The 12,557-nt window shown below is 71.1% G+C and carries 9 protein-coding genes and 1 pseudogene; 6 read left to right on the forward strand and 4 right to left on the reverse strand.

Annotated features, from left to right (window positions below):
* Positions 1-158 precede the first annotated feature (158 nt).
* Together ABTZ94_RS31605 and ABTZ94_RS31610 are read left to right on the forward strand one after the other, a co-directional pair.
* Positions 159-1,406, forward strand: a complete 1,248-nt coding sequence (locus tag ABTZ94_RS31605) for an MFS transporter (protein ID WP_351205906.1) — start codon at positions 159-161, stop codon at positions 1,404-1,406.
* Positions 1,363-2,685, forward strand: a complete 1,323-nt coding sequence (locus ABTZ94_RS31610; protein ID WP_351205907.1) for a D-arabinono-1,4-lactone oxidase — start codon at positions 1,363-1,365, stop codon at positions 2,683-2,685. The genes ABTZ94_RS31605 and ABTZ94_RS31610 overlap by 44 nt, the downstream gene beginning before the upstream one ends.
* Before the next feature lie 13 nt (positions 2,686-2,698).
* On the opposite strand, the gene ABTZ94_RS31615 is transcribed toward ABTZ94_RS31610, so the two are convergent.
* Complete coding sequence (locus ABTZ94_RS31615) at positions 2,699-3,673, reverse strand: hypothetical protein (protein ID WP_351205909.1); 975 nt, start codon at positions 3,671-3,673, stop codon at positions 2,699-2,701.
* Between the two features lie 496 nt (positions 3,674-4,169).
* Here ABTZ94_RS31615 and sepH point away from each other — a divergent pair, with 496 nt between their 5' ends.
* Positions 4,170-5,237, forward strand: coding sequence for a septation protein SepH (sepH, locus tag ABTZ94_RS31620; protein WP_351205911.1), 1,068 nt, complete (start codon positions 4,170-4,172; stop codon positions 5,235-5,237).
* A gap of 170 nt (positions 5,238-5,407) precedes the next feature.
* On the opposite strand, the gene ABTZ94_RS31625 is transcribed toward sepH, so the two are convergent.
* On the reverse strand, positions 5,408-6,235 hold the full coding sequence (locus ABTZ94_RS31625) for a sulfurtransferase (RefSeq protein WP_351205913.1): 828 nt from the start codon (positions 6,233-6,235) through the stop codon (positions 5,408-5,410).
* A 233-nt stretch (positions 6,236-6,468) separates the two neighbouring features.
* Here ABTZ94_RS31625 and ABTZ94_RS31630 point away from each other — a divergent pair, with 233 nt between their 5' ends.
* Positions 6,469-7,245 (forward strand): VOC family protein, encoded by a 777-nt coding sequence (locus ABTZ94_RS31630; protein ID WP_351205915.1) that lies wholly within the window; start codon positions 6,469-6,471, stop codon positions 7,243-7,245.
* 24 nt (positions 7,246-7,269) lie between these two features.
* Here ABTZ94_RS31630 and ABTZ94_RS31635 read toward each other — a convergent pair whose 3' ends face one another.
* Both ABTZ94_RS31635 and ABTZ94_RS31640 read right to left on the reverse strand, forming a co-directional pair.
* Positions 7,270-8,148, reverse strand: a complete 879-nt coding sequence (locus ABTZ94_RS31635) for a PaaX family transcriptional regulator (protein WP_351205917.1) — start codon at positions 8,146-8,148, stop codon at positions 7,270-7,272.
* A gap of 43 nt (positions 8,149-8,191) precedes the next feature.
* A pseudogene (locus ABTZ94_RS31640) lies at positions 8,192-8,452 on the reverse strand (thymidine kinase); the annotation flags it as partial.
* Positions 8,453-8,623: 171 nt separating this feature from the next.
* Between ABTZ94_RS31640 and ABTZ94_RS31645 the strand changes: the two are divergent.
* Complete coding sequence (locus tag ABTZ94_RS31645) at positions 8,624-9,550, forward strand: DUF8017 domain-containing protein (protein WP_351205919.1); 927 nt, start codon at positions 8,624-8,626, stop codon at positions 9,548-9,550.
* Between the two features lie 294 nt (positions 9,551-9,844).
* On the forward strand, positions 9,845-12,454 hold the full coding sequence (locus tag ABTZ94_RS31650) for an NACHT domain-containing protein (protein WP_351205921.1): 2,610 nt from the start codon (positions 9,845-9,847) through the stop codon (positions 12,452-12,454).
* Positions 12,455-12,557: the final 103 nt, after the last annotated feature.

Consider the following 12,557-nt stretch of genomic DNA (forward strand, 5'->3'; position numbering starts at 1 on the left):
ATTGCAAGGCGGAGGAAGGAAGCGACGCAGAGCGTCGCTGACTGACGACAACGCCGCGAGCGGAGTCGCATGACGTCGGGAGCCCGCTCCCTGTCGTGGGGGAGGTCGTAAGTTCACGCATGACAGGCGCGTGCGATCACGCCGTTGTGGAGCCCTCCTTGCCCAGTCCCTACCGCGCGATTTTCGCCGCCCCCGGCACCAAGGGGTTCTCGGCGGCCGGATTCCTCGGCCGGATGCCGCTGTCCATGATGGGCATCGGCATCGTGACCATGGTTTCCCAGCTCACCGGCCGTTACGGCCTCGCCGGCGCGCTCTCCGCGACGCTGGCGATGTCGGCTGCGGTGATCGGGCCGCAGATCTCCCGGCTCATCGACCGGCACGGGCAGAGCCGCGTCCTGCGTCCCGCCACTCTCGTCGCGCTGGCGGCGGTGGCCGGTCTCCTGATCTGCGCGCAGCAGCGGCTGCCGGACTGGACGCTCTTCGTCTTCGCGGCGGGCGCCGGCTGTGTCCCCAGCGTAGGTTCGATGATCCGGGCCCGTTGGGCGGAGATCTACCGCGGCTCGCCGCGGGAGTTGCACACCGCGTACTCGTGGGAGTCGATCGTCGACGAGGTGTGCTTCATCTTCGGGCCGATCATCTCGATCGGCCTGTCCACCGCCTGGTTCCCGGAGGCCGGCCCGCTTCTCGCCGCAGGGTTCCTGCTGGTCGGTGTCCTCTGGCTGACCGCGCAGCGCGCCACCGAGCCGGTGCCGCATCCGCGCGAGCACCACACCGGCGGCACCGCGCTGCGCTCCCGGGGCCTCCAGGTGCTCGTGGTCACGTTCGTGGCGACCGGTGCGATCTTCGGGGCCGTCGACGTGGTGACGGTGGCCTTCGCCGAGGAGCAGGGTCACAAGGCCGCGGCGAGCCTCGTGCTTGCCGTGTACGCGCTGGGGTCCTGTCTGGCCGGTGCGGTCTTCGGCCTGCTGCACCTCAAGGGGAAGCCGTCCACCCGGTGGCTGGTGGGCGTGTGCGCGATGGCCGTGAGTATGATCCCCCTCCAACTGGCCGGGAGCCTCCCGTTTCTGGCCGTGGCGCTCTTTGTCGCGGGCCTCGCCATCGCACCGACGATGGTCACCACGATGGCCCTCGTCGAGCAGCACGTACCACGCACCGAGCTGACCGAGGGCATGACCTGGACCAGCACCGGGCTCGCCGTCGGTGTGGCGCTCGGCTCCTCGGCCGCCGGCTGGGTGGTCGACGCATCCGGAGCCGAGGCGGGGTACGCGGTGCCCACCGTGGCGGGAGCGCTCGCGGCCGCGGTGGCGTTCCTGGGGTACCGCCGGCTCGGCGGGCCGGTTCCTACGGAAGGGCTCGGGGAAGATGACCGACACCGACGCACGGACGACGACGAGCGCGTGGCGTAACTGGGCGGGGAACGTCAGGGCCCGTCCGGAACGGGCCGTGTCCCCCGCTTCCGTGGCGGAGCTCGGTGAGGTGCTGCGCCGCGCGTCCGAGGACGGTCTGAAGGTGAAGCCGGTCGGCACCGGGCACTCCTTCACCGCGACGGCGGCCACCGACGGTGTGCTGATCCGCCCGGATCTGCTCACCGGCATCCGGGAGATCGACCGCAGGGCGATGACGGTGACCGTCGAGGCAGGTACCCCGCTGAAGCGGCTGAACACCGCTCTGGCCCGGGAGGGCCTGTCGCTCACCAACATGGGCGACATCATGGAGCAGACAGTCGCAGGCGCCACCTCGACCGGCACCCATGGCACCGGGCGTGACTCGGCGTCCATATCCGCGCAGATCCGCGCCCTCGAACTGGTCACGGCCGACGGCACGGTGCTGACCTGTTCGGAGAAGGAGAACGCCGACGTCTTCGCCGTCGCCCGGATCGGGCTCGGCGCCCTGGGGGTCGTCACGGCGATCACCTTCGCCGTGGAGCCGGTCTTCCTGCTGACGGCCCGTGAGGAGCCGATGAGCTTCGACCGGGTCACGAACGGCTTCGACGAACTGGTCACCGAGAACGAGCACTTCGAGTTCTACTGGTTCCCGCACACCGGCAACTGCAACACCAAGCGCAACAATCGCAGCGCGGGCCCCGCCGCCCCGCCCGGAAAGGTCAGCGGCTGGATCGAGGACGAGCTCCTCTCCAACGGCATCTTCCAGGTGGCCTGTTCGCTCGGCCGGGCGGTCCCCGCCGCCATTCCGTCGATCGCCCAGCTCTCCAGCCGCGCCCTGTCGGCCCGCACGTACACCGACATCCCGTACAAGGTCTTCACCAGCCCACGCCGGGTCCGCTTCGTGGAGATGGAGTACGCGCTGCCGCGCGAGGCCGCCGTGGAGGCGCTGCGCGAGGTCAAGGCGATGGTCGAGCGTTCACCGCTGCGGATCAGCTTCCCGGTGGAGGTCCGCACCGCCCCCGCGGACGACATCGCGCTCTCCACGGCCTCGGGCCGGGAGAGCGCGTACATCGCCGTCCATCTGTACAAGGGCACGCCCTACCAGGCGTACTTCACCGCCGTCGAGCAGATCATGACCGCCCACGCCGGCCGCCCGCACTGGGGCAAGGTCAACACCCGCGACGCCGATTACCTCGCCGGGGTGTACCCGCGGTTCGGCGAGTTCACCGCCGTACGCGACCGGCTGGACCCGGACCGCCTCTTCGGCAACGACTATCTGCGCCGGGTGCTGGGCGACTGAGCGTCGCGGCCGTTCACTGTCCGGTGCCCGTGCCTGTGTCCGTGGTGGCGCGGTCGCCCTGCACCGGGGCGACGCCCGCGCCCGTGGAGTTCGGGTCGGCCGCGGTGCCGTCGCCGGGCGCGTCCTGGGAGGGTGTGGCCGTCGGAGACGGACTCGTCCCACCACCGGTGTTGTCGGACGGCCTGGAGCTGGGATCGGCCGAGGAACCGTCGCCCTTCCCGGAGTCCGGGTTCCGGCTCTGTCCGCCCTGCGAGTCCGTACCGGGCGTCGCGCCGCTCTCCTGGCCCGGGGTCTGCCCCTGGCCGGGGTCGGTGCTGGTCCGGCCGGGGTCGGTGCTGGTCGCCGGTGCCGGGTCGTTCGACCCGGAGCCCCGCTCCCCGCCGCGTACGACGGAGCCTACGGTCGTTCCCTGGCCACCGCTCAGGCCGTTGCCGGAGACCAGCTCGAAAGTGGTGATGCCGGCCATCGTCACGGCGAAGACCACGACCGCCCCGAGCGCCGACCGCTTCCAGCCGCGGATGCGGGTGCCGTGGGTGGTGGCTTCGGAGAACTCCTCGTCCGGGCCCGGGCGCCCCGTGGTGAGCAACCGGGTCCCGTCGAGCGGTCTCAGCAGCTGCGTACGGTCCGGATCGTCCGCCACGTTGCGCAGTACGGTCGTGGCGTCCGTGTCACGCGGCATGGTCGTGGCTGTGCGCGCACCACCCGTCTCACGCGTATGTACGGTCACCTCACGGCCCGGGTGCTTCACCTGGACCGTGACCTCACGGATCTGCTCCCCGGTGCGGCGGAAGAGGTGCTGGAAGACCGAACCGCCGCACGTGGCGACGACGCTCATCACTCCGGCGCCGAGGATCGTTCCGTACACGCCCAGCTGGGAGGCCGCCACCGCTGCCGCGACTGCTGCCACGGCGCTGCCCGCCACCTGCGGCAGGCTCAGATCTATACGCCTTTCTTTGGGTTCTATGTCACTTTCCGGCTTCTGCACCATTTCCAGCCCTTGATTGACATCTCTCCCACCATGCAACAGGAAGGGACATGTGAGCGAAGTGAATAGTTCCGCTTCGGGAGATTCTGTGAAGCAGGACACGCGTGAGGTCAACCCGCACCCGGCCGGACAGCTCAACCCCCGCACCTCACGAGAACTTCGGCGGCGCGGCGGTCCACCCGCATGGCCCGAATGGAGTACTGTGGCGAGCCCTGGGGCCGGACTCCCACACGGATGTCCGGGATCTTCGGGAGGGGGCCGAAGGAGGCACTCGATCCGGCGGCGCCACGGCATCGCACGGGGACTGGCTACATGGAGCGACCACTGGTCGCTTTTTGTTGCACAATAGGTCACCGTGTCATACCGGCGATCAAGGGCTCCCGCCCGACACGCCGGGCAACACGGCAATGTTGTGGCAGGCTGCACCCGGGCAGGCCACACTCGACTAGCGGAAGCAGCGACGCACGTGACGTCGGCAGGCACCACCCGGGAGGTCCCCATGCCCGAACTGCGTGTCGTGGCCGTCTCCAATGACGGCACACGACTGGTGCTCAAGGCTGCGGACAGCACGGAGTACACGCTTCCGATCGACGAGCGGCTGCGAGCCGCCGTACGCAACGACCGCGCCCGGCTCGGCCAGATCGAGATCGAGGTGGAGAGCCACCTCCGCCCCCGCGACATCCAGGCCCGGATACGAGCCGGTGCGTCCGCGGAGGAGGTCGCTCAGTTCGCAGGGATTCCGGTCGACCGTGTCCGCCGCTTCGAGGGTCCCGTGCTCGCAGAGCGTGCCTTCATGGCCGAGCGGGCCCGGAAGACTCCTGTACGCCGTCCCGGCGAGAACGCCGGCCCCCAGCTCGGCGAGGCGGTGCAGGAGCGGTTGCTGCTGCGCGGCGCCGACAAGGAGACCGTCCAGTGGGACTCCTGGCGCCGTGACGACGGCACCTGGGAAGTCCTGCTGGTCTACCGGGTCGCGGGCGAGCCGCACTCGGCGAGCTGGACGTACGACGCGCCGCGCCGACTGGTCCAGGCCGTGGACGACGAGGCGCGTTCGCTGATCGGCGAGACCGACGATGTCGCCGCGCCCGAGCCGAGCTTCCCGTTCGTGCCCCGGATCGCCCGGCTGCCACGCGACCGACCACTGGACCGTGCCCTGGACCGCCAGATGGAGCGCCCCACGGCGCCGGCACCCGCGCCCGAGCCGGAGGAGCACATCGGCGGCATCTCGGCCGGCGAGCGCGATTCGCTGACCAGCCTGCTGGAGGCGGTGCCGAGCTTCCGCGGCGACATGGTGGTGCCCGAGCGGCCCGCGCCGCCCGAGCCTCCGGCCATCGAGCCCGCCGCGCAGGAGCCGGAGGCCGATGAACCGCCAGCCGCGGCAGCCTCCGCAGGCGCCGGTTCCGCCTACGCGGATGTGCTCATGCCGCGAGCGGTGGCCGGCCACCGTGACCGGCTGACCGGGACGACGGACCGCCAGGCCGAGGCGGACGGCGTCCGACCGGGCCGCCGGGCCGCCGTGCCGAGCTGGGACGAGATCGTCTTCGGTACGCGCCGGAAGAAGCAGGACTGAGGCGGGGTGACCGCAGCATGACGAGGGCCCGTACGCCGCTGCGTACGGGCCCTCGTGCGGCATGCGGGCCTCGTGCCGTGCGCGCCGCTCATGTCGCGTGCGTCCCTCGTGCCGTGCGCTTACGGAACCTGTTACGGCGGTTCCACGCCTTCGGGCCGGTGTGCGCTCCGTTACTGGGGGTCGGGGCCCTTTGCGACCGGGCGCGACTCGTCACCGGACCACTCGGACCAGGAGCCCGCGTACAGCGCCGCAGGGATCCCGGCGACGGCCAGGGCCAGCACCTCATGGGCGCCGGAGACACCGGAGCCGCAGTAGACGCCCACCTCCGGCGCCCGGCCTGCGCCGAGCTTCTCGAAGCGGGCCGCCAGCGATTGCGCGGGCAGGAATCGGCCGTCGTCCCCCGCGTTCTCGGAGGTCGGGGCCGAGACGGCACCCGGGATGTGGCCGCCCACCCGGTCGATCGGTTCCACATCACCCCGGTAGCGTTCGGCGGCTCTCGCGTCGAGCAGCAGACCCGAGCGGGCCAGCGTCGCCGCCCCGTCCGCGTCCAGCAGCGGCAGAGCGCCGGGGACGGGCCGGAAGTCGCCCTCGGCCGGGGTCGGAGTCTCCGTCTGGAGTTCCCCCTTCCAGGCCGCGAGACCGCCGTCCAGGACCCGGACGTTCTCATGCCCCGTCCAGCGCAGCAGCCACCAGGCTCGCGCCGCCGCCCAGCCCTGGCCACCGTCGTACACGACCACCGGACTCTCCCGAAAGACACCGGCTCGGCGCATCACCACGCCGAATTCCTCCGGATCGGGCAGCGGATGACGGCCGCCACTGCCTGCCGGACCGGCAAGTTCCGCATCAAGATCGACAAAAACCGCACCGGGGATGTGCCCGGCCTCGTAGTCGGGACGGCCGTGCGGGCCGCCCAGCTGCCAACGTACGTCCAGGAGCACCGGCGGACGTGGCCCCGCCGACTCGCTCTCGCATTCGGATGCGGTGATGATGGGCTTCATGGGTGCCATCCTCGCGCAGGAGCCGCCCCACCCGTAACACCTTCGAAACGGACGTATCGCATCAAATCGGTCTCTCTTTGTCGAGATCCCGGAATGTGCGGCGCGGCCGGGGCACATCGTGCGCCGGGTGGTGCGAGCATCTGCACGGGGCGTACACATCCTGTACCGCACTGCGGCACACCGGCCCCGTTCCCCCCGTACGGCCACCACGATGGTCCGAGGAGAGAGTGACGATGACCGAGGCTGCCGCTCGGCGCACGCCCGGAACACCATGCTGGGTGAGTCTGATCGTGCACGGCCTGAGCACGACTCAGGACTTCTACGCCGATCTGTTCGGCTGGGAGTTCGTGCCCGGCCCGGACCAGCTGGGTCCGTATGTCCGCGCGCTGATCGACGGAAAAGTGGTCGCGGGCATCGGACAGCTGCCGTCCGACCGCCACCTACCGGTCGCCTGGACGACCTACCTGGCCACCGCCGACGCCGATGTCACGGCGGAGATGATCCGCTCCTGCGGCGGCACGGTCGCCGTCGGACCGCTCGACGCGGGCGAGGCGGGCCGGCTCGCCATCGCCTCCGACCCCAGCGGCGCGGTCTTCGGAATCTGGCAGGCCGCCGCGCACGTCGGGACGGCGCTCGCGGGAGCCCACGGCACACCAGTCTGGAACGAGCTGGTGACCAGCGAGACCTCGGCGGTCTGCAAGTTCTACCAGACGGTTTTCGGCTACGAGGCGGAAGCCGTCGTCTCGGCCGACTTCGACTACCAGACCCTGCATCTGAACGGCCGTCCCGTGGCCTCGCTGCACGGCGTAGGCCACGCCCTGCCGCGCGACCGGGGCCCGCACTGGATGACGTACTTCGAGGTCATCGACACCGACGAGGCCGCGCACCGCGTGGTGGAGCTCGGCGGATACATCCTGCAGCCGGCCCGGGACGGGTCGAGCGGCCGGGTGGCGACCGTGGCGGACCCGGAGGGCGCGGTGTTCACGATCGTGCGGTCGGCCGCTCGCTGAGCCGCCGGGCCACGGGAGGGTGGGTCAGCCGGCCCGGACCCGTTCGACATGTCGATGGGCGGGGCGGGCGAGGCGGGCGTGCAGCTCGTCGAAAAGCTCGGACGCCTCGGCTCCGCTCCAACCGGCCGGCAGCAGTTCACGGGCGACACCGGGGTCGAGGTAGACGAGCCGGCGCCAATCGGTGAGGACCCTGATGTACGTCGTGAACGCCTCGCGGTCCGTCACCGGACCTCCGCTCGCGATCCGCTCGGCCACCGGACGGTGCACCGCGAGGAATTCGGCGTACAGCTGCTGCAGCCGGGCGGTGTCCCACCAGGAGCGCACCTTCGCCGCAAGGTCCCCGCTCCCGTCCTTGCCTCCCCCCACCGACAGATAGTCGGCCCGGAAGAGGTCGGCGTACGAGCGCAGCCCGTGCCGGGCAAGCATGTCCTCTGCCTCGTCGTGCACATGTCCCGGTGCGATCCACACCCCGGCAGACACGGAGCCGAAGCCGAGCCGGGTGAGCTGGGTGCGCAGGGTGTGCCGTTTGGCGCGTTCGGACTCGGGCACCGAGAAGACGACCAGCACCCAGCCCTCGTCCGCGGTGGCCCGCCGGGCCGCGAAGATCCGCGGGTCGCCGTCGCGCAGAATCCGCTCGGTCTCGGGTGAGATCCGGTATCCGGCGGCTCCGGAGACCGATTCGGCTTCGAGCAGTCCGGCGCGCTTCAGCCGGGAGACCGAGGACCGTACGGTCGGCCCCTCGACGCCGAGGTCGGCGAGCAGCTGGATCAGCGAGGCCACGGACATCCAGCCGTGGGTGTCGCGCGCGTACAGCCCGTAGACCGTCACGATCAGCTGCCTCGGCTGCACCTTGCCCAGTGGGCCCGACTCGGACTCGGCCTCTTCTCCGCTCACCGTGTTCACAGCGTCATCCTAAGCATCCGCACCGGACGCCCGAGGGGACGGTTCAGGCGGAGGTGACGGGCAGCACGTCCGGTGAGAGCGCGGTTGCGCGGGCGCTCGCGCTGATCGTCCTGCGCTGGTGGTGACGACGGCACAGCACCTCGTAACCGACCTCGCCCGTCTGCTGGTTGGCGTCTCCCACGACCACCTGGGCACCTTCGACGGCCATCTCGCCGCCGACCGTACGGGCGTTGTGCGTGGCCCGTGCTCCGCACCAGCAGAGCGCCTCGGCCTGGAGCGTCTCAACCCGGTCGGCCAGTTCTGAAGTGTCCTTGCAGGCCGGCACATCGGCCGCCCCGCCACCGGATCGGTCGTCACAGTCTTTGCCGTCATCCCCTGCGGTCGCGTTCGCGCGCCGTGCCCCAGGCCCCCTGCTTTCCCTATCACCTGCCGGACGGCTCCCCCTCGGGAAAGCCCGGGGCTATGGTTACCAACCATGTGGTCAGGAGAGCCGCCCGAGGGCGAGCAGAACCTTCACGGCCAAAACCCCTACCGGCAGCCGAGGTGGCCGCAACCGCCCAGCGGCGGGGGCGGCGGGAACCGGGTGAAGGTCGTCGCAATCGCTGCGGCCACGGCCGTGGTCGTAACCGTCGGCGTCGCAGGCTCCCTGCTCCTGAGTGGCGACAAGGACGACAACGCCAACGGCGGCAGCAGGAACACGAAAGCGCCGGCGAGTGCCTCGAAGAGCGCGACAGCCTCGGCGCCGGCGTCCGGCAACCCGCGCGGCAGCGAGACCGAGAGGCCGGCCATCCCGGGCTGGAAGGCCGTCATCAACCCCAAGTGGGGCACGGCCTTCGACGTGCCGCCGAACTGGGTCGTCAAGAAGCCGGGCGTGCTGATCGGCTTCGAGGACAGCAAGGTTGACTACAGCGACCCCGCCAACTGGGGCAAGGCCGTCATCGTCATGGGCGCACCGGCGGTCCTCCAGGAGAACTGGTGCCTGTCCGACGACGACAAGGACGGGCGAGTGGAAGGCACCGGGCTGGCGGCGGCGGGCACCAAGGGCGCCAAGGGCGCCGAGAGCACCGGCGACGCCGCCTTGGGCCAGGTGGAGCGGTGGGTGTACGGCGGTTACACGCAGCCGGACACGAAGAGCATCATTCACGACAAGACGGCGAAGCCGTACACGACCAAGTCCGGCGTCGAGGGCAGCATCGCCTGGGCCCGGTCCAGGAACACGCCCCAGAAGGGCAAGTGTGCGAGCGACGGCAAGGCCATCACGTTCGCCTTCAAGAACTCCGCGGGCGGCTTCGTCGCATGGAGTCTTTACGGTGCCACGGACGTGAAGGACGAACTGCCGGACTCGACGATCATGAAGATCCTCGGCACGGTACGCCTCCACGGGGACCCGACGGAATCGTGAGCCGGACAGCTGGCAGCCCCAGGGCGCGGCGCCGTGTTCGAAGCGGGCCGGGAAGGCGTCGGCGGCGGTGCCCTTCGCCCAGGACACGGCCGAGCACAGGCACCACCGGGCGCGGGTCCTGGGCACGGCACGTGGCTTCGCGGACCGCGCCCCGCGTCGGGGTGCGTCGCCGCACGCCAAGGCGACAACGCGCCCTGCTCGTTCCCCGGCCGGAGGCGAGGAGCACGTGCTTCTCGCCTCCGGCCGGGGCACCGATGAGTACAGTGGGAAGGCCGATGACGGGGGCGGACGTACATGGCGAGACAGCGGGACTCCGGCGATGGGCCGCACATCAGCAACACCGCGGTCGACTGCACAGCCGAGTACCTGATCCAGATCGGGATCCTCGAAGGTGATCTCAATCTGACCCTGCGCGTGGAGTCCCCGCCGCCCGACGACGACGCTCCGCTGGCCACGGCCGAGCGGAGGCTTGCACGCAGTCTCCTGCACCGGTGGCGGGCCGAGGCCGACGCCTGGGGCATGACCGATCCCGAGCCGCTGCCCGTGCACTGGACGCCCAGCCGACGAGTGGCGTCGGCCGGGGAGTACGTGCCCGCGGGCTCCGGGACCGACACCATCGCCGGGACCTTCCTCAGACTCCAGCCCCGGCGGCGGCTGGTCGTGCTGGGCAACGCCGGGTCCGGCAAGACCGTGCTCTCCGTCCTGCTCACCCTGGAACTCCTCGCCCGCCGGCTCACACAGGGCGAGGACGACGTGCCGATCCCGCTCGTGCTGTCGCTGGAGTCCTGGGACACCCGGCGGCAGGCGCTCACCGAGTGGCTGATGGACCGGCTGCGCCAGGACCACCCCGGTCTGCCGCCCGTGGACGGCGTCCATCCCGCCCGCCGGCTCGTCCTTGAGCGGCGGGTGCTGCCCGTCCTCGACGGCCTCGACGAACTGCCCGAACACCGCCGCGCCGAGGTCCTCGACGCGCTCAACGCCGGCCTCGGTGTCGTGCAGGACGCGGTACTGGTGTCCCGTACGGCCGAGTACGAGCGCCTCGACCAGGCGGGCAAGGGTCTGCGGCACTCAACGGTCATCGAGTCGCTGCCGCTGCGCCCCAACGAGGTGGCGAACTACCTCCGCAGGGCCCGGCCCACGGCCCGCGCCGCGGCCTGGGCACGCCTGCTGGAGACCCTTCGGAAGGAACCCTCCGCGCCGGTCGCCCGGGCCCTGACCAGTCCGCTGATGGTGTGGCTGGTACGCCGGTCGTACGAGCAGCATCCGGCGGATCCACAAGAGTTGGTGGACCGGGAGTGGTTCCCGACCCGGGATGCCGTCGAGGCGCACCTGCTCGACCGGATTGTGCCCGCCGCGTTTCCGCAGCGACCACCGGACCCCGGTCGGCTGCACCCACCCCGCACCTGGGACGCCGAACGGGCCCACGCCTGGCTTTCATACCTGGCGCTGCTGCTGAGCCGTCGCGAGGAGTCCGAACTGGCATGGTGGCGGCTGTACGCGGCGCCACTGCCCCGACTGCTCGCCCTGCCCGCGCTGCTCGTGACCGGCATCCTGCTCTCCCTCGTCATCAAGGCAGGCATGTCCGGCTATGCGGAGAGCGCCCCGCTGGGCGACCTGAGTGTGACAACGTATGTGACCGGTGGGATCGTCTTCGCCGCCCTCGCCCGGTCGGTGACCGCCTCCTGGTTCGGCCAGCGGCTCGCCGAGCCGCGACGCAGCGCGAACCCGCTGCTGTTCATCCACGCGCTGCGCTCCCTCGACCGGCATGCGCGGGTGGGTCCTCTGGTCCGCCTCGCGGCTCTCGCGGGCGGTCCCGCCCTGGTCGTCCTCCTCCTCGCCCTGTACGTCTTCGTGACACCGGACGCCGTCCTGGTCTGGTTCTCCGTCGGCGGCGTACTGCCCATCCTGCTGATGATCGTGTACGCGGCTCCCGCCGACACCGTGGACGCCGCCACCCCCGACGAACTCCTGCGCGGCGAGCAGAGCGCGCTCGTCACGACGCTGACGCTGGTGGCCCCGCTCATCGGAGCCGGTGCGGGCGCGTTCTTCTGGCTCAACGGCGGGAGCGGGGGCTGGGGCGCGGCGGTCGGCGCCTGGGCGGGCGCCTCCGCGATGCTGGTGCTGCTCAGTCCGTGGAGCCGCTGGATTCTCGCCAGATGCTCGCTCGCGGCGACGGGTCGGGTGCCCTGGCGGCTGATGACGTTCCTCAAGGACGCACGCGCGGCGGGCCTGCTGCAGTTGTCGGGCGGAACGTACCGCTTCCGCAACCGCAGGCTCCAGGAGCACCTGGCGGGGCTCCACGCCCAGGAGCGGGGAACGGCTTCACCCAGCTCCGGGAGGGCTCCCGTCCCCGCGCTCGCGGACTCCCGTCACTCAACGGTGGAACGCACCGCGGACCACTACCGCCTCCGCGGCCGGTCGCGGAGGCTGCCGCTGGCCCACTGGGCCGTGTTCGGCCCGCTCATGGGCGTTTTCGTCGTTCGGTTCAGCGTGTCCGGACAGTGGCAGGACCCGACCGCCTGGCTGGTACTGCTCTTCTGGCCCTTCATCGGCGCCGTGATCACCGTGGCCGGATTGCTCATGCCGCGGCAGCGGCTGGAGCTGGAGCTGACCCGGGACGACGTCACCTCCGTGATCGGGCGCAGGCGACGCTCCTACGAGTGGCGGCATGTCGAGGAGATCACCGTGCGCCGCGCGATCGTCCGGGGTCGGGACGCGCGCTTCTACGCGCTCCAGGTCCGGCTGCTCGTCGGCGCCCCGCGCCCGTCGCGCCGCTCCCGCATGGGCGAGGGTTGGTTCTTCGTCCTGCCGCTCGGCCTCTCGCCGGGTGTGGATCCCCAACTCGGCGCGGCCCTGGCCGACTTCGCGGGGCCCCGCTGGACGTCGTCGTCCGGTGGGCGCTGACGGCCTCCCCCACGACAGGGAGCGGATCAGCGAGCGGCGTCATGCGGCTTCGATTGCAAGGCGGAGGAAGGAAGCGGATGGGGTCTCCCCTGGTCGAGCGAAG

The sequence above is a fragment of the Streptomyces sp. NPDC002785 genome (assembly GCF_040295565.1).
In the GTDB taxonomy this organism is placed as follows: Bacteria; Actinomycetota; Actinomycetes; order Streptomycetales; family Streptomycetaceae; genus Streptomyces.